Source organism: Streptomyces sp. SAJ15 (assembly GCF_007595705.1).
Lineage (GTDB): Bacteria > Actinomycetota > Actinomycetes > Streptomycetales > Streptomycetaceae > Streptomyces.
On the sequence record NZ_NISY01000010.1, the window covers coordinates 20,736 to 44,204 of the forward strand.

At 75.4% G+C, this 23,469-nt stretch carries 16 protein-coding genes; 8 read left to right on the forward strand and 8 right to left on the reverse strand.

The window, feature by feature from the left end:
* Window positions 1-113: 113 nt before the first annotated feature.
* A complete protein-coding gene (locus CD790_RS23480; protein WP_144385309.1) occupies window positions 114-1,706 on the reverse strand; it encodes a zf-HC2 domain-containing protein in 1,593 nt (530 codons plus the stop codon).
* Window positions 1,703-2,287, reverse strand: coding sequence for an RNA polymerase sigma factor (locus CD790_RS23485; protein WP_144385310.1), 585 nt, complete (start codon window positions 2,285-2,287; stop codon window positions 1,703-1,705). The genes CD790_RS23480 and CD790_RS23485 overlap by 4 nt, the downstream gene beginning before the upstream one ends.
* Window positions 2,288-2,672: 385 nt before the next feature.
* Between CD790_RS23485 and CD790_RS23490 the strand changes: the two genes are divergently transcribed.
* The gene (locus tag CD790_RS23490) at window positions 2,673-3,032 is read left to right on the forward strand and encodes an STAS domain-containing protein (protein WP_144385449.1); all 360 of its coding nucleotides are present in this window, start codon (window positions 2,673-2,675) and stop codon (window positions 3,030-3,032) included.
* A gap of 558 nt (window positions 3,033-3,590) precedes the next feature.
* On the opposite strand, the gene CD790_RS23495 is transcribed toward CD790_RS23490, so the two are convergent.
* Entirely contained in the window at window positions 3,591-4,712 is a 1,122-nt protein-coding gene (locus tag CD790_RS23495; RefSeq protein ID WP_144385450.1) for a sensor histidine kinase, read from the reverse strand.
* Window positions 4,713-4,939: 227 nt separating this feature from the next.
* Complete coding sequence (locus CD790_RS23500; protein ID WP_144385311.1) at window positions 4,940-5,716, reverse strand: response regulator transcription factor; 777 nt, start codon at window positions 5,714-5,716, stop codon at window positions 4,940-4,942.
* Window positions 5,717-5,894: 178 nt separating this feature from the next.
* Here CD790_RS23500 and CD790_RS23505 point away from each other — a divergent pair, with 178 nt between their 5' ends.
* On the forward strand, window positions 5,895-6,812 hold the full coding sequence (locus tag CD790_RS23505) for a DUF4344 domain-containing metallopeptidase (protein WP_144385312.1): 918 nt from the start codon (window positions 5,895-5,897) through the stop codon (window positions 6,810-6,812).
* A gap of 786 nt (window positions 6,813-7,598) precedes the next feature.
* On the opposite strand, the gene CD790_RS23510 is transcribed toward CD790_RS23505, so the two are convergent.
* Window positions 7,599-8,942 (reverse strand): helix-turn-helix transcriptional regulator, encoded by a 1,344-nt coding sequence (locus tag CD790_RS23510; protein ID WP_144385451.1) that lies wholly within the window; start codon window positions 8,940-8,942, stop codon window positions 7,599-7,601.
* Between the two features lie 437 nt (window positions 8,943-9,379).
* Between CD790_RS23510 and CD790_RS23515 the strand changes: the two genes are divergently transcribed.
* Window positions 9,380-10,732 carry an alpha/beta hydrolase gene (locus CD790_RS23515; RefSeq protein ID WP_260867813.1) on the forward strand — a complete coding sequence of 451 codons (1,353 nt, stop codon included), beginning with the start codon at window positions 9,380-9,382 and terminating at the stop codon, window positions 10,730-10,732.
* 290 nt (window positions 10,733-11,022) lie between these two features.
* The gene (locus CD790_RS23520; RefSeq protein ID WP_260867814.1) at window positions 11,023-12,414 is read left to right on the forward strand and encodes a M64 family metallopeptidase; all 1,392 of its coding nucleotides are present in this window, start codon (window positions 11,023-11,025) and stop codon (window positions 12,412-12,414) included.
* 314 nt (window positions 12,415-12,728) lie between these two features.
* On the opposite strand, the gene CD790_RS34805 is transcribed toward CD790_RS23520, so the two are convergent.
* Both CD790_RS34805 and CD790_RS23525 read right to left on the reverse strand, forming a co-directional pair.
* Entirely contained in the window at window positions 12,729-12,866 is a 138-nt protein-coding gene (locus tag CD790_RS34805) for a hypothetical protein (protein ID WP_186319208.1), read from the reverse strand.
* A 66-nt stretch (window positions 12,867-12,932) separates the two neighbouring features.
* Window positions 12,933-14,108, reverse strand: coding sequence for a winged helix DNA-binding domain-containing protein (locus CD790_RS23525; RefSeq protein WP_144385313.1), 1,176 nt, complete (start codon window positions 14,106-14,108; stop codon window positions 12,933-12,935).
* 196 nt (window positions 14,109-14,304) lie between these two features.
* Between CD790_RS23525 and CD790_RS23530 the strand changes: the two genes are divergently transcribed.
* The 3 genes from CD790_RS23530 to CD790_RS23540 all read left to right on the forward strand — a co-directional run bounded on the left by CD790_RS23530 (window position 14,305) and on the right by CD790_RS23540 (window position 19,874).
* The gene (locus CD790_RS23530) at window positions 14,305-16,074 is read left to right on the forward strand and encodes a serine/threonine-protein kinase (protein WP_144385314.1); all 1,770 of its coding nucleotides are present in this window, start codon (window positions 14,305-14,307) and stop codon (window positions 16,072-16,074) included.
* Between the two features lie 206 nt (window positions 16,075-16,280).
* On the forward strand, window positions 16,281-17,939 hold the full coding sequence (locus CD790_RS23535) for a succinic semialdehyde dehydrogenase (RefSeq protein WP_144385315.1): 1,659 nt from the start codon (window positions 16,281-16,283) through the stop codon (window positions 17,937-17,939).
* A gap of 93 nt (window positions 17,940-18,032) precedes the next feature.
* Window positions 18,033-19,874 carry a GMC family oxidoreductase gene (locus CD790_RS23540; protein WP_144385316.1) on the forward strand — a complete coding sequence of 614 codons (1,842 nt, stop codon included), beginning with the start codon at window positions 18,033-18,035 and terminating at the stop codon, window positions 19,872-19,874.
* Window positions 19,875-19,922: 48 nt separating this feature from the next.
* On the opposite strand, the gene CD790_RS23545 is transcribed toward CD790_RS23540, so the two are convergent.
* Window positions 19,923-21,509, reverse strand: a complete 1,587-nt coding sequence (locus CD790_RS23545; RefSeq protein WP_144385317.1) for an IucA/IucC family siderophore biosynthesis protein — start codon at window positions 21,507-21,509, stop codon at window positions 19,923-19,925.
* A 129-nt stretch (window positions 21,510-21,638) separates the two neighbouring features.
* On the opposite strand from CD790_RS23545, the gene CD790_RS23550 reads away from it, so the two are divergent.
* The gene (locus CD790_RS23550) at window positions 21,639-23,363 is read left to right on the forward strand and encodes an IucA/IucC family protein (RefSeq protein ID WP_144385318.1); all 1,725 of its coding nucleotides are present in this window, start codon (window positions 21,639-21,641) and stop codon (window positions 23,361-23,363) included.
* The last annotated feature ends 106 nt before the right edge of the window (window positions 23,364-23,469 follow it).

The following is a 23,469-nucleotide window of genomic DNA, read 5'->3' on the forward strand; positions in this document are numbered from 1 at the left end:
TCCGCGGCCGGCACGGGGGCGCTACGGGACGCGCGACGGCGGTGGCCTCGCCGTCTCACCGTCTCGCCGTCACGGCGGAACGGCTGAACGGGGGGCGGGCCGCCCGGGCTCGGTCACATACGGGACAGGGCCGCCGAGGTGAGCAGGACGTCGTGGACCGCCTCCGGATCGCCCGCGGCGCCCGCGGCGGCGTCCCGCGGGTCCACATGCCCGGCCATCAGCTGGTAGAAGGCGTCCAGGTCCATGGCGATGTGCGCCACCTGGCGCTCCGGTCCGGCGACCGCCGCGGGTGAGTCGAGCGGGATGTACCAGCGGCCGCCGCCGCTCCCCTCGACCTCCAGGCACAGCGCGCGCCCCGGCCTCCCCGCCTCCACCAGCTCCCTGACCGGGGCGGCCAGCCCGGCCCGTCGACGCTCGGCCAGTGCGCCGGGCAGTTTGTCCGCCCAGAAGCCGATCATCTCGTGCAGATGGTCGGCGGCCGGCGGCTCGTACGGATAGCTCACGGCGTCCGCGATGTCCCCGGCGTGCACCCAGCACTCCAGGGCGCGGTCGAGGAACGAGTCGCGCATCGGCAGCCGGACGTCGCCGAACGGCACCGAGAGCTCGGTGCCCCCGCGACCGGCGAAGGAGACGTTCCGCACCATCGCGTGGGCCTGCTTCCGCCAGGGGCCGCGGATGGCGTCGGGTGGGGCGGCCGAGGCGCCGCCGTACGGGCCGCCCGCGCGGTCCGCGCCGTCGCGGGTCCTGGTCGGCCTCGGGCGGCCGCCGGACGGCTCCGGGGGCTGGCGCTGCCATATCGCCTCGGTGCGCTCCATCGGGCGGTCGGGGGCTCCCGGGCCGAGCGGATCGGGCATGCCGAGGGCCGAGGCGAGGATCCCGTCGACCGCCATGAGATGGGCGATCACCCCGGCGACGGTGGTGGCGCGGGCAACCGTCCGCCCGCCGTCGAACCAGCGCAGCCGCACCTCGGCGCGCCACTCGGCCGGGCCGAAGTCGCGCAGCAGCGCGTCCAGTCGGGCGCCCTCCGTGTCGAAGACGGTGGCCCACTCGGGCACCGGAACGCGCGGCGGACGGCGCACGAGACAGCCCTCCAGGACCCGGCTGCGGAGCCGGGGGTCCAGGTCGAGGCTCTCCTCGGCGCGCAGCAGCGCGACGGCCTCGCGCAGCCGCAGCGCCTCCTCGGCGCACGGCACACAGTCGTTCAGATGTGCCTCCACGGCGGCGGTCTCCTCCGCCGAGCAGGCGGCCAGCGCCCAGGCGCCGAGCAGCGACCTGAGCACGTCGTGCGAGGGCCGCTGGCCGGGCGGGGGCGACTGCCGGCGCCGCGCGGTGTCGGCCGTCGCGCCGCCGGACGCCGATGCCGCCGGGCGCGCCGGGGCCGGTGCCTCCTCCGCAGTGGTGGGCCGCTCGCCCGGGGCGCCGGCGGACGTCCCGCCGGGGGCCGCACCCTCCACCGTCGGTTCCGGCGGGACCGGTTCGGCCAGTCCGCTGTCGCCGTCGTCTGCGGCCGCCCGGGGTGGTGCTGTCCGCGGTCGGCCGCCGGGCCCGCTCCGGTCGGGGCCGTTCCCGGCCCCGCCGAACCCGTCGTACCGGTCGAAGCCCTTGAATCCTTTGAGGCCCTTGAAGCTCTGGAAACCCTTGAAGCCGTCGAACCTGTCGAAGCCGTCGAACCCGTCGAAGCGGTCAGGTCCTCCGGGGCCGCTCACAGCGACCGCCCATAGCCGGGCGGTGTGGACGGGGAGTGCGTGGCGCTCACGTTCGCCGAGGACAGCAGCTGGAGGCCCAGCCGCAGGCGGCGCCGCGCCTCGTCGTCGCTGACGCCGAGCGCCTCGGCGGCCTGTCGGTAGTCGCGGCGCTGGAAGTAGGCGAGCTCCAGGGCGGCGCGCAGCGGTGCGGGCATGGAGGTGCGGATGAAGTCCGCGCGGGCCGCGGCGGAGGCGTCGCGGATCTTCGCCTCGACCTCCTCCTGCGCGGCCTCGCAGTCGTCGTCTATCAGGGCGGCCTCGTGCTCGCGCAGCCGTCGCACGGCGGCGCGGTGGGTGAGGCCGGCGACCCAGGAGCGCAGCGAGCCCTGCTGGGGGTCGTAGGCGTCCGGGTTCTCCCAGATGGTGCCGAACACCTCGCGCGTGACGCGGTTGGCGCCGCGCTCGTCGTCGAGCACCCGATAGGCGAGGTGGTGGACGAGGGGGCCGAAGCGGTCGTAGAGCTCACCCAGCGCCGCGGCCTCACCGCGGGTGAGGCGCTGCTGCATCTTGCGGTCCCAACGGGGCGGTGTGTCGTGCGCCATGCGGCCCCCATCCCTGTCGTCCCGGCCGCGCGGGCCCCGGCCATGGTCTGGTTGGCCCCGGCCATGGTCTGGTTGGTCATGACCATTGTTCCCAGCCCCGCATCGAATGTAGTGCGGACAGGGGACAACGCACCCCTGTTTGGGGCAATGTGGCTCATGATCACGGCTGCGGGTGGTATTGGGGCGATCACTTTACGCAGGATTCATGGGAGGGAAGGCGCGGGTGGGGCATAAGGTCACTCGTGCGGGTGGTGCCACGGCGTGTTTCACGGGGGATGGGGCGGGCAGCCGCATCTGGGAACGGGAAGTTCCGATTGGCGCGGGCTGGCGACGGGATCCGACCGGCGATCGAGCGAAGGGCATCGGGCGCGTGACGTTGAAGGTGATGGAGGGCGAGCGGGGTGAGTGGGTCGTGTTCCAGGTCGCCGGCGAGCTGGATCTGGTGACCTCCCCGGCCGTTCGGCAGCATGTGCACAACGCGGTGGCCCATGGCCGGCACGCCGTCGTCCTCGACCTCTCCGAGGTCCGCTTCTGCGACTCCAGCGGGGTCGGCGTGCTGATAGCCGCCCGTCGCCTCATGCGCTCCTGCTCCGGCCGGCTCCGGCTGATCCTCCCGGCCCAGGGCGCCCGCGACGGCTCGCATGTGAACCGCGTCCTCGCCGCCCTCGGCGTCCGTCGCCTCTTCGACGTCTATCCGGATCTGGCCGCGGCCACCACGAGCACGGCGGGGCCGCTCTCAGCCTGACCGCCTCCCGGCGAGGGCCCGTAGGCCGACCTGTGCTCACACACGCCGAGCTCACCCGCGCCCGCGCGAGGCGTGCCCGCCTCCCGGTGAGGGGCGTGACCGGCGCGTTGTTCCCGCCGCGACGGTGGGATGCTCGACGGCGGAGTCCGGCGGTGCCGAGCTCACCCGCGCCCGCACGAGGCGTGGCCGCCTCCCGGCGAGGGGGCGTGATCGGCGCGTTGTTCCCGCCGCGACGGTGGGATGCTCGACGGCGGAGTCCGGCGGTGCCGAGCTCACCCGCGCCCGCGCGAGGCGTGCCCGCCTCCCGGTGAGGGGCGTGACCGGCGCGTTGTTCCCGCCGCGACGGTGGGATGCTCGACGGCGGAGTCCGGCGGTGCCGAGCTCACCCGCGCCCGCACGAGGCGTGCCCGCCTCCCGGTGAGGGGCGTGGCCGGCGCGTTGTTCCCGCCGCGACGGTGGGATGTCCGACGGCGGAGTCCGGCGGTGCCGAGCTCACCGCCGCCCGAGAAACCGGCAGGCCCCCGCAGGGCCCCGCAGGCCCCCGTAGGGCCCCCGCGGTCAGCGAGTCCCGCAAGGGAAGACCGCCAGGACCAGGAAGCCCCCCTCGGGCGTGGCGCCGGCGTCCAGCGTGCCGCCCAGCAGTTGCGCCCGTTCCCGCAACCCCACCAGCCCGTGGCCCCCGCCGGGAAGCTCGGGGGCCGGGGCGGTCGCGTCGGGCGGTCCGTTGCGGATCTCGACCCGCAGCCCCGGTCCCTCGGCGTGGGTGTCGCGGATCCGCACCCGCACCCGCGCGCCGGGGGCGTGCTTGCGGACGTTGGTGAGCGCCTCCTGGACGGTGCGGAAGGCCGCCCGCTCGACGGCCTCCGGGCGTGCCGTGCCGTCGGTGGCCTCCGGGGTGTACTCGGCCTCGTAGTCGACGTCGAGCGCGCTCACCTCGATCAGATGCGGCAGGTCGGCGAGGCGCGGCTGCGGGGTGAGGTCGGAGCCGTCGCCGCTGGCCGCGCGCAGGATGCCGACCATGTGGCGCAGCTCGTCGAGGGTGCGCACGGCCAGCTCGCGTATCGTGCGGGCGCCCTCGCGCGCCTTGGGGTCGGCGGAGCTGATCTGCACCGCCCCGGCCTGCAGGCTGATCAGGCTGACCTGGTGGGCGACGACGTCGTGCATCTCGCGTGCGAGCCGCGCCCGCTCGGTGCCGACCACCTGGGAGGCGAGCAGCTCGTCGGCGTGCCGGCGGGAGCGGGTGAGCTCGTCGATCCGGGCGGCCAGCTCGCCGCGGGTGCGGACCAGCAGCCCGAGCGCGATGGGTGCGATGGCGGTGACGCACGAGTCCATCAGGGTGAGCGTGTTCTCGCGGTACGCGGTGGGGTCCAGGTCCGACACCGGCCACGGGACGAAGTGCGCGGCGGCCAGCAGTGGGGCGCACATGCCGAGCAGCAGCGGGCCTGAGCGGCGCACGGCGACGGTGTAGAGCGCGATCATGGGCGCGAACCACACATAGCCGATGAGGATCCCCGGCAGGGTGGTCAGGAAGACCGTGAGCGGCAGCCGCCGGCGCAGCAGCAGCGCGCCGGCCGCGAGTAGCGACACATTGAGTTCGAGGCCGAGCTCGACGCCGTTGACCAGCAGCGCGTCGGCGACGGCTATCAGGAACGGGAGCAGCAGCAGCGCCCAGTGCGCGATCCGGTGTCGGGGCGACCGGGCGGGCCGGGCGGCGGGCGCGGGATCCGGGGCGGGGGCACCGGTGGGCGCGGGCAGCCCCGTCCGGCTCTGGCGCGGCGCCAGGGGGAGCCGCCGGCCGCGGCGCTGGACCTGGCGGGGGACGCGGGGGGTCCCCTTCGGCACCAGCCGGGCGACGGCCTGCTGGGGGCCGCGGAGGGTCGCGCGCGCCGCGCGGAGCGGTCTCGCGATCACCGGGCGCCGCCGCTGGGCGGGCGCTCGGCGACGGGCTGCCGTCCCCCGGCGGGGAGCGGTCTCCCGGCGGGGACCGGGCCGGCGGCCGGGAGCGGTATCCCCGCGGGGACCGGCCCGGCGGCCGGCGGGCGGCCGGCGACCAGTCCGGCGCGGTCGGCGACGATGGCCGCCTGGACGCGGTTGAGGCCACCCAGCTTGCCGAGGACCGCGCGGACGTGGTCCTTGACGGTGCTCGGGGCCAGACCCATCCGTTCGGCGATCTGGGGGTTGGCGAGGCCCTCGCCGAGCAGCGCGAGCACCTCGCGCTCGCGCGGGGTGAGGACCCGCACCGCGGCGGAGGCGGTGACCTCGGCCTCGGCGGCGAGGAAGCCGCCGATGACGGCGCGGGTGACCCCCGGGTCCAGCACGCTGCCGCCCTGGGCGAGGGTGCGCACGGCCCGGACCAGCTGCTCCGGGTCGGTGTCCTTGAGGAGGAAGCCGGCGGCTCCCGCGCGCAGCGCGGCGGCGAGGTACTCCTGGACGTCGAAGGTCGTCAGCATGGCGATGGCCGGGGGGTCGGGCTTGGCGAGCAGCCGCCGTAGCACCGTCAGCCCGTCCACCTCGGGCATCCGGATGTCCAGCAGCACCACATCGGGCGCGCAGCGCTCCACCGTGGCGACCGCTTCGGCGCCGGAGCAGTCCGCGACCACCTCGATGTCCTGGGCCGTACCCAGGATCAGCCGCAGTCCGGACCTGACGAGCTGCTCGTCGTCCACCACAGCAACACGGATCACCCGCCGCTCCCTACTCCTCAGCCGCCTCAGCGGTCGTTGTCCAAGAGTGCCCCACCGGTCCGGCATGTGGAGTAGCCCCCTCCGTCCTCTCGGGGGGAGCACCCCCGCCGACCGGCGGGGGTAAGCCGAGACCAGCGGCGGATTCCGCCCCGGACCGCTACCCGGCAGAGTGCCTCACATGCTGCACCATCCTGCGGGAGTCCTCAGGATCCCCGCACGTTCCACGCGACGCCGCGCCTCTGTGCGCACGCTGGCCGCTCTCGCGGCCGCGGGTGTCGTCACGGGACTGATAGCGGGGTGCAGCACACAGTCACAGGCCGCCGCGCCCCCCACACGCGGCGGCCTGTCGACTGCGTACGGACCGGCCAAGGGCGTCGGCCAGGAGCGGGTGCGGGACTTCCTGCGGACGCGACGGCTGCTGGAGCACGTGGCCGGGCGGCTGGGCGACCGGCTGCGGTTGCCACCGCGGGTCGAGATCGCGCTCACCGGCCGCTCGTGCGGCAGCTCGGACGTCGCGTACGACCCGGAGAAGGGGCGGGTGGAGCTGTGTTACGAGTTCGTCGACGAGGTGCGGGAGCTCTTCGAGGACGAGGCCGCGGGTTCGGACGCCGCCGGCTCGGTTGACGCGGACGCGGAGGGGGCGTCCGCGGCCCGGGTCGCGGACGCCGTCGCGGACAAGACGGCGGGAGTGGTCACCGAGACGCTGTACCACGAGGTGGCGCACGCGCTCATCGACCGGCTGGACCTGCCGATCGTCGGGCGCGAGGAGGACGTCGCGGACCAGTTCGCGGCGTTCAACCTGATCCCCCAGGGACCCGCGGGGCGCGCGGCGGTGTTGGCGGCGGCCGAGAACTACGCGCTCTACGCCGAGGAGACCGACCCGCGGGACATCGACTTCGCCGACGAACACCTCCCCGACGCCTCCCGCGCGGCCAACTACCGCTGTTATGTCTACGGCTCCGCGCCCCGGTCCCACGACGACCTCGTCGACGGCGAGCTTCTGACCAAGGCTCGCGCCGAGTTGTGCGAGGACGAGTACGCGGACCTGAGGCGCGGTTGGGGCGAGCTGCTCGCCCCGTACGAGAACGCCCGCTGACCGGCCCCTTCGCGGGGGGAGGGGCCGGCCGGCGGGCGGTCGCCCACCGGCGTCGTTCGACGCCGGGTCGTTCGAGTGTCTCGCCGTCGCGGCGGAGGAGGGGTTCCCGCCGCGACGGCGAGCTGCCACGTCGCCGGAGGCCGCCGGGGCCGGTCCGACCGGCCCGTTCGGCGCCCCGCGGGTTCGGCCGCCGCCGGGCCGCGACGTGGAGGTCGAGCGGATGTCCGCGCGGTGGCCGGTCGGGATCGGCGGTCAGCGCCCTGGACTTCGCCGAGGTCGGCGAGGGCGTTCCGACGATGCCGACGATGCCGGCGAGGAAGGTGACCACGAGGGGCATCCGGTCCGGCTGCCAGACGAAGGCGGTGTGGGGGCGGGCAGCCTCGACCGTCGAGCGTTCGAAGAGCCCGAAGACGTCCATCGGACAGCCGAACCGGCGGCGAGCGGCATCACCGCGGCCAAGCCGACCGGCAGCGCGCTGAGGGACCGCCACCCCCGGGCCGGGCGTGCCGCGCCACCGCGGTGGAGCCGAAGGCCGGGAGCGGCGTGCCGGCCCGCGCGGAGGCCGTCTTCGGCCCGGGCGCGGTCACGGTGCCCGACCGGCGTGATTCCGCGGGACATCCCGCGCGGGACGCACCGGGGCGTGGTGCTGGACTCCCCGCCGCGAACCCCACCCGGGTATGGGAGGCGGGGCGCGGAGGCCGGGGCGCCGGGGTGCCGGCGGCCTGGCGTGGCGGCGTGGCGTGGCGGCCGGGTGCCGGACGTCCCACCCCGTCCTCGGGCCGGGCGTCAGAAGGGGTCGGCGGGGGCCGGGCCCAGGGTGGTGGTGCCGGGCGCGGCGCGGTGGCCGAGGCCGGTGCGGTAGGCGTCGAGGGCGGCCTCCACCCGGCCTTCGCGGCGCAGCAGGTCACCGAGGAGGCGGCAGAGGTCGGCGAGGTCGCCGGCCGCGCCGGTGCGCTCCAGGAGGGAGAGGGCGGCGCAGTAGTGCTCTTCGGCGCACTCGGTGTCGCCGCGCTCTTCGGCGATCAGCCCGAGCAGCCGGTGCGCGCCGCCGGCGTGCACCGCGCCGCGTTCCGCGGACAGCTCCGCGACCTCCAGCAGCGGCCGCAGCAGCGCCTCCGCCTCGGCCGCGCGGCCGCGCCGACGCAGCACGTCGGCGAGCTCCACCTCCACCTGGACGGTGAAGAGCGCCGCCCGCTTGGAGGCGAGCATGTCCCGCGCGGTGCGCAGCTCCTGTTCGGCGCGCTCCAGGTCGCCGTCCTGGGCGTGGACGTAGCCGCGCATCCAGTGGCAGTGGGCGAGTTCGGTGCGGATGGAGAGCTGCCGGTAGAGCTCCTGGGCCTTGGCGAGCGAGGCGTCGGCCTCGGCGGTGCGGCCCTCGGCGATCAGGGTGCGGGCCACGCCCCGGTGCATGCCCGCCACCAGCGCCGGATCGCTCACGCGCGGGGCCAGCGCGAGGGCGAGTTCGGCGGCGTGCGCCGCGCGGGCGTGGGCGCCCATGTCCATGTAGGGGGCGATGGAAGCGGTGTAGAGCAGCAGCAGGGCGTCCGGGTCGTGCAGTCCGGAGGCGTTGAGCTCGTCGAGGGTGGTCTCCAGCAGGTAGCAGGCGTAGCGGAGTTCCCCGGCGAGCAGGTGGGCGGTCGCCCGGCCGCGGACGGCGGGGACGCGGCGCGGCAGCGGCTCGTGGGCGAGCAGCCGCTCGGCCGCCTCGAAGTGGTCGCGGGCGACGGTCAGGTCGCCGCTCTCCAGGGCGCAGTCGCCGAGTCCCAGCAGCGCCGCGGCGCGTTCGGCGGTGAGCTCCAGCCGCTCGGCCTCGTGGAGCAGGTCCCGGAAGCCGGCGGCGGCGTCCTCGGCGGCGCCGGTGGCCAGCTCCCGGCGGGCGTCGGTGAGCCGTGCCCGCAGCCGGGTGGCCTCGTGCGGGGAGCGGCCGGTGGCCAGCTCCTCCACGGTGACCCCGAGGCGGCCGGCCAGGTGCCGCAGGGCCGCCTCCGAGGGTCGCACCTTGCCGGCTTCCAGCGTCGAGACGTACGCGGCGCTGTAGGCGGGCTCCGCCAGCTGCCGCTGGGTGAGCCGGCGCTCGGTACGCAGCCGCAGCACCCGACGTCCTATCTCCTCCGGAGACTGTCCGAGCAGCCCCGCGTCCCCGCCCTTCGCGGCCCCACGGGCCGCCGGCCCTCCGCCCCCGGCCCGCGCGCCCGCCTCCCGGTCTGCCCGACCGGTGGCTTCCGCCGCGGCGGTGGTGCCGGTCGTTTCGCCGGTCGGTTCGGGTCCGGTTCGGGTGGGGTGGCGGGTCGGAGTCGCGGCCGGTGTGGTGTTCGCCGGGTGCGCGGCGTCGGCTCCCCGGGCGGTCTGGCCCGACGCCTTCGCCGACTCCCGTGTGGAGTCCGCTCGTTCCGGGCCGGGGGCCCCGGCTCCGCTCCGTCCCCGCGGGGCTCGGCCCCGCGGGTCCCGTGTCCGGTCGTCGCCGGCGATCGGTTCGGTCACCGTGCCCTCTTCTCAGCCTCTCGCCCGCCGCCCTGTCAGCGGTAAGTTAATTGCTGAGCTAAGTCCATTGACGTGAGGATTGAAAGATGTCGAAGGCGATGGATTCAGGTCTGCGACGCGCCGGTGACGCCACGATGACCGTCCGTCAGCCGGGGCTCGTCCTCACCGATCACTCCTTCGACGTCCCGCTCGATCATGCCGCCCCGGAGGGGGAGCGGATCCGGCTGTACGCCCGTGAGGTGGTGGCGGCCGACCGGGTCGGGCGGGCTGAGGAACTGCCGTGGCTGCTGTACCTCCAGGGCGGTCCCGGGTTCGGGGCGGACCGGCCGGTGGGGCGTACGGGCTGGCTGGACCGGGCCCTGGACGAGTACCGGGTGCTGCTGCTGGACCAGCGGGGGACCGGGCGGTCCACCCCCGCCAACCGGCAGACGCTGCCGCTGCGCGGGACGCCGCGGGAGCAGGCCGACTACCTCGCGCACTTCCGCGCGGACGCGATCGTGCGGGACTGCGAGCTGGTACGGCGTCGGCTGACCGACGGCCGACCGTGGACGGTGCTGGGGCAGAGCTTCGGCGGCTTCTGCGCCGTGAGCTATCTGTCGTACGCGCCGGAGGGGCTCGCCGCCGCGCTCATCACCGGTGGGCTGCCGGCGCTCGACGAGGACGCCGACGCGGTCTACCGCGCCGCCTACCCCCGCATGGAGCGCAAGACGTCGGCCCACTACGCGCGTTACCCGGGGGACGCGGAGATCGCGCGTCGGATCGTCGCTCACCTCGCCGTCCACGAGGAGGTGCTGCCCGACGGCGGCCGGCTCACCGCGGAATCGTTCCAGCAGTTGGGCATCGTCCTCGGCACGGGCGACGGCTCGCACCGGCTGCACTACCTCCTGGAGGACGCCTTCGTCACCACCCCGGAGGGCCCGCGGCTGAGCGACGCCTTCACCGAGCAGGCCGCCGCCCTGCTCTCCCGCGCGGGCTCGCCCCTGTACACGCTGCTCCACGAGTCCATCTACGCCCAGGACGGCCGACCCACCGACTGGTCCGCGCACCGGATGCGGGCCGAGTTCCCCCAGTTCGACGCGGACAAGGCGGTCGCCGACGGGCGTCCGGTGCTGTTCACCGCCGAGACCGTGCACCCCTGGATGCTGGAGACCCACGCCGCCCTCCGCCCGCTGCGCCACACCGCCGAACTGCTCGCCGCGCGCACCGGCTGGAGCCCCCTCTACGACGCCGAGCGGCTGGCCGTCAACACCGTGCCGGTGGCCGCCGCGATCTACCACGACGACCTCTACGTCGACACCGCCCACGCGCTGCGCACCGCGCGGGCCATCCGCGGACTGCGCACCTGGGTCACCGACGAGTTCGAGCACGACGGGGTGCGCGCGGGTGGGCGCCGGGTGCTGGACCGGCTGCTGCGACTGGTGCGGGACGACGCCGCGTAGCCGGGGCCGCACCAGATGGCCGCGGGGGAGCGACCCCGGCCGTGGTGTGTCGATCGTCGTCCGCGAGGTCCGGGCGCGGGGTGTGAGCGACTCGGTACGCGGAGTGTGCGTCAAAAGCCCTGCCTCATAACGCACTTCGGCGACTTTCGCATCTGCCATTGCCCTGCGCCACAGGAGCGTTCTAAGTTGAGCGGCGAATTAATCCGCCTTAACTCGCCGCTTACCCATGGGCGGCGGGCAAGCGCGGATCGCAACTCCCCCCACCACAAGACAGACTTCGGAGCACCCACGTGCCTACCCCCCAGCGCAGAGGCGCGCGCGCCCGCGTACGCACCGGCATACGCAAGCCCGTCAACATCCTGGCGCTGACCGCGACGGCCGGCGCCGTCGTGGCCGCGTCGCTGGCCGCCTCCGCCGACGCCACGCCCACCCCGAAGGCCGCGCCCCACCCGGCCCCCGTGACGCAGACGTCCGAACGCACCCACCACGTCGAGTACTTCACCGGTCCCGACGGCCACCCCCGGCACACGGAGGTCCCCGCCGCCACGCCGAAGCGGCTCACCCGCTCCGCCGTGCCGCTCTCCCCCGCGCAGCGGGCCGCCGACGGCGATGTCTCCTCGATCGTGTCGAACGGCTCGACGGAGGACATGGTCGACGTCGTCTTCATCGGCGACGGCTACACCGCCTCCCAGCAGGAGGACTTCCGCGCCGACGTGCGCGCGAAGTGGGCGGAGATGTCCGCCGTCAAGCCCTACGCCTCGTACAAGAAGCTGTTCAACGTCTGGTCCGTGGACGCGGTCTCCCAGCAGTCCGGCGTCTCCGGCGACCCGCAGCAGGGCGTGGTCAGGGACACCGCCCTGGACTCCTACTTCTTCTGCGACGGCATAGAGCGGCTGCTCTGCGTGGACACCGCCAAGGTGGAGTCGTACGCGGCCAAGGCCAAGGACGCCGACCTGGTCATCGTGCTCGCCAACTCGACCAAGTACGGCGGCGCGGGCTACAACGACGTCGTCTCCAAGGTCGGCTACGACGGCATCGCCACCGCCTCCTCCGACAACGAGGACTCCGTCCAGGTCGCCGTCCACGAGACGGGCCACTCGTTCGGCAAGCTGGCGGACGAGTACGTCTACGACGAGTACGGCGACTACACCGGCGCCGAGCCGACCGGCTCCAACATCAGCAAGCTCAGCGCCGAGGAGCTGAGCGCGCAGCGGAAGAAGTGGTACCGCTGGATCGGCCAGGACTCCCCGGACGGCGGCAAGGTCGGGACGTACGAGGGCGGCGGGTACTACCCCAGGGGCATCAACCGCCCCACCGAGAACTCGATCATGCGGACGCTGGGCCGTGAGTTCAACCTCCCCGGCCGCGAGGCGATGATCGCCGGCTTCTACCGGCACGCCAGCGTGCTGAGCAGCACCACCCCCAAGGGCTCGGTGCTGACCCGCAACGCCAAGCTGACCGTCTCCCTCCCGGCCTCGGCCTCCGTGCGGTGGTACGTGGACGGCAAGGAGGTCACCGCGGCCGCGGGGAAGACCACCGTCACCCCCGCCTCGCTGGGCGCCCCGGCCGACGGTCGTAGCCACACCCTGAAGGCCACCGCGACCGACCGGACGAAGGCGGTGAAGGACCCGGTGCTGCGCAAGCTGCTCACCGACTCGCGGACCTGGAAGACGAAGGGCTGATCCACGCGGCCCGCACCGGCCGGCCGCCCCGTGGCACCCCGCCGCGGGGCGGCCGGCCGCCGAGGCCGCGGACCCGCTCCGTCGCGTCGGCCGGCACAAGGCCGGCCCGCGCGGCGGCGCACGGCGGGTCGTTGATCCGGCCCGCGCGGCGGCTCCCGGTCGGGGCGTGCGGCGGCTCCCTGGCCGTGCCCGCGCGGCGGCGCCCGTGCGCGGTCGTACGGTGGTCCCTGGCCCGGCCCGCGCGGCGGCCCGCTGACCGTGCCCGCGCGGTGGCTCCCTGATCCGGCCGCGCGGTGGCCGACGGCCGGCGTCCGCTAGGCCAGCACGGTTCCGGTGCCCGCGCAGCCGCTGCACTGGGTGGTGATCTTGTTGCCGAGGTGGGTCTCCCACTCCACCTCGCCCGTCCCGCCGCAGTCGGGGCAGGTCTTCTCCGGCGGCAGCCCGTCGCTCATGATCAGTTCTCCTTCACCGGGTCGCGCCCGTCCATCATTGCGCAGCAACGCCCGTGTTGGGGGTGTTCAACCCGACAACTCCCGCTCCAGGGGGGTACGGAAGCGGGGCGTGATCCGTGCCTCGCCCAGCCAGCCGGCCAGCCGCTCGGCCTCCGCCGCCACCGCGCGCTCCGCCTCCCGACCCGCGTCGACCAGCAGCCGCCACACCGGCTCGCCGTCGGGGCGCTGCGCCCAGCCGCCCACGATCCGGCCGTTCCACCACACGGTGGGGCCGATGTTGCCGTTGCGGTCGAACAGCGCCGGAACGTGCTCCGGGTCCAGGTACCAGTCGCGGCCCCGCCAGCCCATCGCCGTCGGGTCCAGGCTCGGCAGCAGCGCGGCCCAGGGCTCGGGCTCGGGGAGCTCGGCGGTGTCCCCGGGGGCCGTGAACCCGGGCCCCTCGGCCAGCTCCACCGGCTCCGCGCCGAGGTCGGCCAGGGCCCGACGGGCGTCGGTCAGCGTCCAGCCGGTCCACCACTTCAGATCGGCCTCGCTGGCCGGCCCGTACGCCGCCAGCCAGCGCCGCGCCAGCTCGGCCTTGGCCTCGCGCACCGGCAGCTCGGGCAGCGGGGGGACCGGCGCCCAGGGGTAGCGGCTGCTGGTCCACGAGCCGCGCGGGCGGCAGCGGCGGATGTGGCCGTCGGAGGCGAGCAGCCGCAGCAGCCGGCTGCCGACGGACTGCTTGGCGGCGTAGGAGGTCCCGGCCCCGTACTCGATCTGCTCGCGCAGCGCGGGCACGTCCCGGGACAGCTCGGCGGCGGTCGCCTCGCCCCGCGCGGCGAGCGCGGCCAGCACCGCGCGCTCGGTCGCGGCCAGCCGCTCCTCGTCCCAGCCCTGGGCCCAGTCGGTGAGGTGCTTGAGCAGGGTGGCCCGCTCCTTGGCGGCGATCGCCCGCGCGGTCGAGGAGTTCACCACCGGCGCGAGCCCGGTCGTCACCGCGAACAGGGTGCGCCGCATGCTCAGCAGCTTCACCAGCGACACGTCCTCGTACAGCGCCCGGTCCACCGCCGCGGCGTCCGGCGCCGCCAGCCGGGCGCAGGCGGAGAGGTAGACGGTCGCCGCGTCGGTGGCGTGCAGGCCGACCACGGCCTCCACCGCCTCCTCCACGGTGGCGGCGCGCCGCGAGGGGGCGAGGAGGTGCCGCCGCCCGAGGCGGGCACGGCGCTGGGCGGGTCCGATACGGGGCGGGCGTGCGGGGCTCATGGGGCGACGGTAGGGGACGGCACCGACAGTCGCCCGCGTGAGCGTCGCCTCCGGGAGCGCGGGCGGACGGTGTGCCGGACGGTACGTCGGGTTCGCGCCGTTGGCCGGTCTCGTGCGGCAACGTCTTCGTCACAGCTTTCCGGTGGGTCCGACCTCGGTGACGGGGCTCGTGGAACTCCGGGTCATGATGGTGGCCATGACGAACCTTGGGGGACGGGCGAACGAGCCCACGAGTTACGGGCTTCAGCCGCCGCAGGCCCCGGCGTCGGGTGAGCCGGTCGTACCACCGGCCGGGGCGGGGCCGCGAGCGGGCGGCTACGGGCCGCCGCACCCGGCGGTGCCCGCGCAGGACGCGCCGGCGCGCCCCCTGCCGACCGCCACCGTCACCGACGCCGCCGGCGGCCCGGACCCGCGGCCCGGCATGGGCGCGGGCACCGGCGCGGCGGAGCCCGACTCCGGACGGGTCATCGGCGGCCGCTACCGGCTGCTCTCCCGGCTCGGCCACGGCGGCATGGGGACCGTCTGGAAGGCGCACGACCAGGTCGTGGACCGTCATGTCGCGGTGAAGGAGCCGCGGGTGCCGGACCATCTGTCGGAGCAGGACCGGCAGAACGTCTATCTGCGGATGCAGCGCGAGGCCCGCGCGGCGGCGCGCATCGACCACCCCTCGGTCGTCACCGTGCACGACGTCGTCATGGAGGACGGCCGCCCCTGGATCGTCATGGAGTTGGTCTCCGGCCACTCGTTGGGCGACCGGCTCGCCGAGGGCACGCTCGACCCGCGCGAGGCGGCCCGGATCGGCGCGGCCGTGCTGGGCGCGCTGACCGCGGCGCACGAGGCGGGGGTGCTGCACCGTGACGTGAAGCCGGACAACGTGCTGCTGGCGCGCAACGACCGGGTGGTGCTGACCGACTTCGGCATCGCCCAGGTCGAGGGCGAGCAGGGCCTGACGGAGACCGGCGCCTTCGTCGGCTCGCCCGAGTACATCGCGCCGGAGCGGGTGCTGGGCCAGCGGCCGGGCCCCGAGTCGGACCTGTGGTCGCTGGGCGTGGTGCTGTACGCGGCCGTGGAGGGCATGTCCCCGTTCCGCCGCTCGCACACCCCCGCCACCCTGCAGGCGATCCTGTCGGCGGAGCCGCAGACGCCCGCGCGGGGCTCCGGGGCGCTGGGTACGCTGATCATGCAGCTGCTGCGCAAGGACCCGGCGGCCCGGCCGACGGCGAGCGAGGCGCGGCAGACGCTGGAGTCGGTGGTCCGGCCGCCGCAGCCGGACCCGACGCTGCTGGCTACCCGCGTGTCCGGAGCGGACGGCGCCGCGACGACCGGCGGCAGCCGGTTCGTCCCGCCCGTGCTGCACAAGAACCGCAAGGCCCAGTTGGGGCTGGTCGCGCTGGTGTTGGTGGCCGCCGCGGGCGCGGCGCTGGCCGTGGTGAACCCGTTCCGCGGCGAGGGCGGGCTGCCCGCCGGCTGGACGGTCCGGGAGGAGCCGGAGGTGGTCACGGCCTCCCTGGCGGTGCCCGAGACCTTCCGCCGTGTCGTGGACGACGACGAGACCGACGGCACCTCGGTGACCTTCAACGACCCCAGTGGCGTGTTCACCATCAGCCTGTCGCGGGTGACCAACGATCACAAGATCGCCGCCTCCACCGCCGCCTCGGACCTGATCGAGTGGTACGAGGAGGGCGCCGGCAGCGAGATGAAGGACGCGAAGAGCAAGAAGGGGGCCTCCAGCAAGGAGGGCGACGTGACGACCGTCGACGTCACCACCACCTACCGGGAGTACGGCTCCTCCGACGACGCGATCCGCTACGCCTACCGTGACCACCTGGTCGCCAAGGGCGATGTCGTCTGGCAGCTGTCCGTACAGATGCCGGCCGCCGGCGACGCCCGCGAGGACGGCGACCGGCTCTTCGACGAGGTGAAGAAGCACCTGGACATCGACGGGCTGGAGAAGAAGGCGTCGTAGCGGCGCGGCCTCCGCGCCCACCCGCGCGGAGGCCGTACGCGCGTCCGAGCGCCCCGGGGGCACGCGCGTCCGGGCGGGCGTCGGCGGCGTCCCGGGGGGGCGTCCCGGCGGCTCCCGAGGGAGCGTGCCAGCAATCGCTGGCACGATGGCCGAAAAACGGTTACCGACGGGTACCCAAAGGGATCGTCCCGCAATACGCTCATCGCATGACGGACTCGCAGGACAGCGCAACCGCACCGGTTCCGGCCGCGGCCTCGGACCCGGCCCCCGGCTCCGCCCCGGGTGGCGGCAATCCGGCCGCCGCCGCGGGCACCCGCACCGCCGCCGACGTCATCACCCCCGACCTGGTCGCCCGGCTCACCCGGGACGTCGTCGGCGGCGCCACCACCACCGCCGGCCGCGCGCCCTTCACCGGGGAGCCGCTCGCCGAGCTGCCCGAGGCCACTCCCGAGGACGTCGCGACCGCCTTCGAGCGGGCCCGCGCCGCCCAGCGGGCCTGGGCCGCCATCCCCGTGCGGCGCCGCGCCGCCGTCCTGCTGCGCTTCCACGACCTGGTGCTCAGACGCCAGTCGGAGGTCCTGGACCTCATCCAGTTGGAGACCGGCAAGGCCCGGCTGCACGCCCACGAGGAGATCCAGGCCGTCGTCCTGTCCGCCCGCCACTACGGGCTCAGGGCCGCCGCGTATCTGCGACCCAAGGGCCACCTGGGCGTCATGCCGACGCTCACCAAGGTCACCGAACTGCGCCACCCGCGCGGCGTCGTCGGCCAGATCGCGCCCTGGAACTACCCCCTGGAGCTCTCCGTCGGCGACGCGCTGCCCGCCTTCGTCGCCGGCAACGCCGTGGTGATGAAGCCCGACACGCAGACCGCGCTCACCGCCCTGTGGGCGCGTCAGCTGCTCATCGAGGCCGGACTGCCGCCCGCCGTGTGGCAGATCGTCATCGGCGAGGGCCCCGTCGTCGGCCCCGCCGTGGTCCGGCACGCCGACTACGTCTCCTTCACCGGCTCCACCCGCACCGGTCGCGAGGTCGCCCAGGGCGCCGCCGCCCGACTGATCGGCTGCTCCCTGGAGCTGGGCGGCAAGAACGCCATGCTGGTGCTGCGCGACGCCGACCTGGACCGGGCCGTCGACGGAGCCGTCCGCGGCTGCTTCTCCTCCGCCGGCCAGCTGTGCATCTCCATCGAGCGGCTGTACGTCCACGACTCGGTGGCCGAGGCGTTCATCGAGCGGTTCGTCGCCCGCACCAAGGCGATGCGGCTCGGCACGGCGCTCGCCTACGGCGCCGAGATGGGCTCGCTGGTCTCCACCCGCCAACTGGAGACCGTCGGCCGCCATGTGGAGGAGGCCGTCGCCAAGGGCGCCACCGTGCTCGCCGGCGGTCGGCCGCGCCCCGACATCGGCCCGCTCTTCTACGAGCCGACCATCCTCGACGGCGTCGAGTCCCCGATGGCGGTCTGCGCCGAGGAGACCTTCGGCCCGGTGGTCTCCGTCTACCGCTTCAGCGACGAGGACGAGGCCGTCGAGCGCGCCAACGCCACCCCGTTCGGGCTCAACGCCAGCGTCTGGACCCGGGACGGCCGGCGCGGCCGCGCGATCGCCGCCCGGCTGCGCGCGGGCACCGTCAACGTCAACGAGAGCTACGCCGCCGGCTACGGCAGCGTCCGCGCGCCCATGGGCGGCATGGGCGACTCCGGCCTCGGCCGCCGCCACGGCTCCGAGGGCATCCTGAAGTTCACCGAGCCGCAGACCGTCGCCCAGCAGCGGGCGCTGCCGCTGGGGCCGGCCTTCGGGCTGACCGACGAGAAGTACGCGGCGTTGATGAACCGCGGTCTGCGCGCCCTCAAGGCGCTGCGGCTGCACTGACCCCGCCCCCGACCCCCGGCCGGCGGGCCGCGTACGCACGACCGGGCCCGATCCGCGGCCAAGCGCTGACCAGCACGTTTCCAGGAGGTACCGGTGTCAGGGGACAAGCGCGCCCGAAACCAGGAGCTACCCGACGGCGGCGACCTCACCGACGACGCCTCCGTCGACTCGGACGTCGACTACGACGTGATCGTGGTCGGCTCGGGCTTCGGCGGCTCGGTGTCGGCCCTGCGACTGACCGAGAAGGGCTACCGGGTCGGCGTCCTGGAGGCGGGCCGCCGCTTCACCCGCGACACCCTGCCCAAGAGCTCCTGGCACCTGCGCGACTACCTGTGGGCGCCGGCCCTCGGGCTCTACGGCATCCAACGCGTCCACCTGCTGGGCAAGGTGATGGTGCTCGCGGGCGCCGGGGTCGGCGGCGGCTCGCTCAACTACGCCAACACCCTCTACGTGCCGCCGCCCGCCTTCTTCCAGGACCCCCAGTGGGGCCACATCACCGACTGGGAACAGGAGTTGCGCCCCTACTACGACCAGGCCCGGCGGATGCTGGGGGTGCGCCTCAACCGCACCCTCACCCCCTCCGACGTGCATCTGAAGGACGCCGCGGAGCGGATGGGCGTCGGCGACACCTTCCACATGGCGCCGGTCGGGGTCTTCTTCGGCGACGGCCACGACGCGGACGGCGCCACGAGGGCGGCGCCCGGCGAGACCGTCCCCGACCCCTACTTCGGCGGCGCGGGCCCGGACCGCGCGGCGTGCGTCGAGTGCGGGGAGTGCATGACCGGCTGCCGCCACGGCGCCAAGAACACCCTCAACGAGAACTACCTGTACCTGGCCGAGCGGGCGGGCGCGGTCGTCGAGGAGATGACCACGGTGGTGGCGGTCTCCGACCACCCCGGCGGCGGCTACCGGGTCGCCACCGTCCCCACCGACGCCCGCCGCCGCGGCCCCCGCCGGACGCTGCGCGCCCGGCGGGTGGTGCTCGCCGCCGGCACCTACGGCACCCAGACGCTGCTGCACCGGATGCGCGACCAGGGCCTGCTGCCGCGCGTCACGGACCGGCTGGGCATGCTCACCCGCACCAACTCCGAGGCGCTGGTGGGCGCCCAGACCACCGAGCGCCGCTACCGGCGGCGGCACGGCCGTCGGCCGGACTTCACCCGGGGCGTGGCGATCACCTCCTCCATCCATCCCGACGACACCACCCACATCGAACCGGTCCGCTACGGGCGGGGCTCCAACGCGATGGGCGCGCTGTCCATCCTGCAGATCCCCCACGGCGGACGGCTGCCGCGGCTGCTGCGCTTCCTCGCGGCCAACCTGCGCCACCCGGTGCTGTGCGCCCGCTCGCTGTCCAACCACCGCTGGTCCGAGCGGACCATCATCGGCCTGGTGATGCAGACGCACGACAACTCGCTGACGACGTACCGCCGTCGACGCGGCCCGGGCAAGGGGCTGCTCACCGCCCGGCAGGGGCACGGGGAGCCCAACCCGGACCACATCCCCGAGGGCGCGGAGGCGGCCCGGCTCATCGCCGCGTCCATCGACGGCTTCGCCGGCAGCAACGTCGGCGAGCTCATGGGCACCCCGCTCACCGCGCACTTCCTCGGCGGCTGCCCCATCGGGGAGGACGCCGAGCACGGAGTGATCGACCCCTACCACCGGCTCCACGGCCACCCCGGCATCTCCGTCGTGGACGGCGCCGCCGTCTCCGCCAACCTCGGCGTCAACCCCTCGCTGACCATCACCGCCCAGGCCGAACGCGCCATGGCGCTGTGGCCCAACAAGGGCGAGCCGGATCCGCGCCCGGCCCCCGGCGCCGGCTACCGGCGGCTGGCCCCGGTGCCCCCGGCCCACCCGGCCGTCCCGCCGCACGCCTTCGCGGCGCTGAACCTGCCGGTCCTCCCGGTCCCCACGGTGCCGCCCAAGCGGTGACCGGCGGCGGCCGCCACCCCCGGGGCACCCGGCACGGGTGCCCGGCGGTCAGCCGGTGGCGGCCCGCAGCGGATTGGGCACGGGCACGTAGCGGGAGCTGCCGCCGTCGGCGTCACGCCAGCGCAGCAGCAGATTGGCCTTGGCGGGCAGGTGCGCGGCGGCCAGCAGCTCCCGGACCTCGGGCGGGTCGCCGTGGTCCGCCGCGTAGTCGGCGAACACCGCCCGCGCGCGGCGCCACAGCTCCCCGCCCAGCTCCGGGTGGCGCTCGTGGATCGCGCCGGCGATCTCGGCGAGGTTGTTGACCACCAGGCAGTAGACCAGCCGCTCCCAGCCGCGCTCCGCGCTCACCCCCGGGTTCGGCGTCCCCGGCCCGAAGCGGCCCAGCACCGCGCGGTGGCGCTCGGCGACCAGCTTGACGCCCTCGTGGTCGCGGAAGAGCACCTGCGCCGGAAGGCCCTCCTCGTCGACGCAGACCAGGACGTTCTGCAGATGGCACTCCAGCACCACGCCGTGCCGCAGCCCGGCGTGCAGCACCGGCGGGACCACGTGGTCGAGGTACCGCTGCCACCAGCCCAGGGCCGCCTCCGGGGTGGTGCCGTCCAGCGGGTTGCCCGGGAAGCCCTCGCTGACACCGGCGGCCAGCAGCGGCGTCACCCCCGGCTTGAGGTGCGCCCCCAGGCCGTCGCGGACGACCACCGCCAGCGCCTCGTAGGCGTCCCGCCCGCCCAGGTCGGCCGTGCGGTAGCCGCGGTCGGACAGCACCGACGCCAGCGGCAGATACGGGGGCAGGTCGGCGAAGGCGGTCGCCAGCAGCTCGTCCACGATCCGCAGCCACCGCAGGTCGCGCAGCCACAGCCGGCGGATGTCGTTGGTGATCCGCACATCCAGGCTGAACTTGCAGAACAGGTCGGCCTCCGGCAGGTAGACCGTGCGCAGCGAGGAGGTCGGCACGGCGAGGCCGGCGGTCCGCCCCAGCCGCAGCAGCCGCCCGTCGCGGAAGGCCGGCAACGCGCCGAGCAGCGTCAGCTGCCAGGGGTGCGCGGGCAGCAGCCGGTAGCCGTCGGGCGGTGCCGCGCCGAGGACGTCCAGCGCCGAGGCGTCGCCGTCGCCCGCGACCAGGTCCTCCCGCACGCCGAGCAGCTCCAGCGGAAACCGGGCGTACGCCTCCGGGGCGTACGGCAGCCAGCGGTCCGGGGAGCCGGCGCCGCGCGCCTTGGGGGCCGGGTGGTACCGGTGCCCCGCCAGCAGCGCCTGCTCGGAGCGGAGGTACGGGTCCTCGGGGGGCGTCGCGGCGGCGCGGGCCGCCAGCAGCGCCGCCATGACGTCCCGGCTGTCGGCTATCTCGGCGGGCAGGGCGGGGTTGCCGTGGCCGGTGTGCCGGCCGAGCTCCTCCGCGGCCAGCTCCACCAGCCGCGCCAGCGTCAGCGCGCGCCAGCCCCCGGCCGTGCGCAGGGCCGGCTCGCCGGGGTGGCGCCCGGCCCGCACCCGCAGCAGCCTGCCGGTGGCCGGCAGCCGGTACGCGCGATGTCCGGCGGCCTCCTCCGGGTCCCGTTCGGGCCGGGCCACCTCGCGGATCAGGCAGTTGAGGAGCGCGGTCGTCGACAGGGCCTCGGCACGTGTCCCGTCGTCACCCATGACACCTCCCTTCCGTGCGAACCTTCCGTACGGATACGACGCGCACCGCACCAGTGTCCACATGGTGTTGCCCGGTGTCCTGGCGGGTAACTCACCGCGCGCGGGACCCGATGAAGGGCGGTGACTCCCATGGGCGCCGGAACCGGCCATGTCCCGACGGGCCGGCCAGACGGGGCGGGCCGGCCGCTGGAGGCGGCCTTCGCCGCCGAGCTGGCGGCCGTCCGGCCCGAGCTGGGCGACGCCTTCACCGAGGCGCTGCCACGGGCCCGCTCCGCCGTGCTCGGGCGGCTGTGGCGGGCGCTGCTGTACGAGCCGCTGCCGGGGGTGGCGGGCCGTGACCCGGCGGCGGGCGTGGTGCGGCTCGACGACGGGCGGCGGCTGAGCGGGCCGCCGCGGCTGCCGCACGACCTGGACCGGCCGGAGGAGGCGCTGACGATCCGGTCGGACGGCCGGCCCCACACCCATCCGGCCGGGCTGCTCGCCGCCGTCGCGCTGCCCGGCGCCGCCGCGCTGACCGCCGAAGTGGATCACAGCGTCGCCTCGTTGGCGCTCTCCCTGGCCGGGGCCGCGGCCCCGCGCCGCGCGTCCATGGAGCCGCCGGGGGCGGACGAGGAGCTCGCCCACGTCGAGCAGGGCGTGGTCGACGGCCATCCGTACCACCCCTGCTGCCGCAGCAGACCCGGCTTCTCGGTGGCCGAGCAGCTCGCCTACGGGCCGGAGCACCGGCCGGTCGTCGGTGTGGACCTGGCGGTGGTCCCCGCCGACCGCTGCCGGGTCGTGGGGGAGTGGCCGGCTCGGCTGCGGGACGGCGACCGGCTGCTGCTGCCGGTCCACCCCTGGCAGGCGGCGCATGTGCTGCCGGGGCTCGGTGAGCCGCCGCTGCGCACCGGGGCGATCCCGGCCCGCCCGCTGATGAGCGTGCGGAGCTTCGCCCCGCTGGCCGGCGGGCCCCATCTGAAGACGGCGCTCTCCATGCGGCTGACCAGCCAGGTCCGGGACATCTCGGCGGGGTCGGTGGCGGACAGCGCGGCGCTCTCCGCGCTGCTGACCCGCGTGGTGGGGCCGCTGGACGGAAGCCTGCGGATCACCCGCAACCTCGGCGCGGTCTCGGCGATCGTGGACGGCGCGCCCAGCCCGGACCTGGCCGTGCTGCTGCGCGAGTCGCCGGCGGAGGTCGCACGGCTCGGCACGGGGGAGCGGGTGCTGCCGGTGGCGGCGCTCGCGGCCCGCCCGGCGGCCGGCGGACCGCCCCTGATCCACACGCTGCTGGGATCCGCCGGCGTCTCCGGCGTCTCCGGCGTCTCCGGCGCCTGCGGCGCCTGCGGCGACGTCGCCGTCGACTGGCTGGGCGCCTTCGCCCGGCTGCTGCTGCCGCCGCTGCTACGGCTGCTCGACCGGGGTGTGGCGCTGGCGGCGCACGGGCAGAACCTGCTGGTGGTGCTGGACGCCGCGGCCCGGCCACGGCGCTTCGTCTACCGCGACCTGGCCGACGGCCGGGTCAGCCCGGCGCGGCTGGGCCGCCTCGGGTTCACCCCGCCGCCGCTGGGCGGCCGGGGGGTCGAGGACGACCCCGCGGTGCTGCGGACGAAGCTCTACGGCGATCTGCTCGGGTCCACGCTGGCCGCACTCGTCGCCGCGCTCGGCGCGGGGGAGCGGGGCGTGGAGGCCCGGCTGTGGGCGGCCGTCGCCGGCGCGGCGCGCGAGGCGTTCACGGAGCTGCCCGCCACCGCGAGGAGCCACGCCGACCGCGCCGCGCTGTTCGGGGCCGAGGTGCGGGTGAAGGCGCTCACCACGATGCGGTTGGAGGGGGTCGCGGGGGAGCGCTGGATGTCGCTGCCCAACCCGCTGGCCTGAACACCGCGCTCCCGGCCCCGGAGACACCCGGCACGGGAGACACCCGGAGACACGGCGAAGGGCCGCTCCCCCTCGACGGGAGAGCGGCCCTCAGCGGGCGCGCCGA

Excerpts from the sequence above, each read along its gene's own strand:
- CD790_RS23535 (WP_144385315.1), top strand. The coding sequence starts at position 16,281 with ATGACGGACTCGCAGGACAGCGCAACCGCACCGGTTCCGGCCGCGGCC.
- CD790_RS23530 (WP_144385314.1), top strand. The coding sequence starts at position 14,305 with ATGACGAACCTTGGGGGACGGGCGAACGAGCCCACGAGTTACGGGCTT.
- CD790_RS34805 (WP_186319208.1), bottom strand. The coding sequence starts at position 12,866 with ATGAGCGACGGGCTGCCGCCGGAGAAGACCTGCCCCGACTGCGGCGGG.
- CD790_RS23525 (WP_144385313.1), bottom strand. The coding sequence starts at position 14,108 with ATGAGCCCCGCACGCCCGCCCCGTATCGGACCCGCCCAGCGCCGTGCC.
- CD790_RS23505 (WP_144385312.1), top strand. The coding sequence starts at position 5,895 with ATGCTGCACCATCCTGCGGGAGTCCTCAGGATCCCCGCACGTTCCACG.
- CD790_RS23545 (WP_144385317.1), bottom strand. The coding sequence starts at position 21,509 with ATGGGTGACGACGGGACACGTGCCGAGGCCCTGTCGACGACCGCGCTC.
- CD790_RS23515 (WP_260867813.1), top strand. The coding sequence starts at position 9,380 with ATGTCGAAGGCGATGGATTCAGGTCTGCGACGCGCCGGTGACGCCACG.
- CD790_RS23485 (WP_144385310.1), bottom strand. The coding sequence starts at position 2,287 with ATGGCGCACGACACACCGCCCCGTTGGGACCGCAAGATGCAGCAGCGC.
- CD790_RS23490 (WP_144385449.1), top strand. The coding sequence starts at position 2,673 with ATGGAGGGCGAGCGGGGTGAGTGGGTCGTGTTCCAGGTCGCCGGCGAG.
- CD790_RS23550 (WP_144385318.1), top strand. The coding sequence starts at position 21,639 with ATGGGCGCCGGAACCGGCCATGTCCCGACGGGCCGGCCAGACGGGGCG.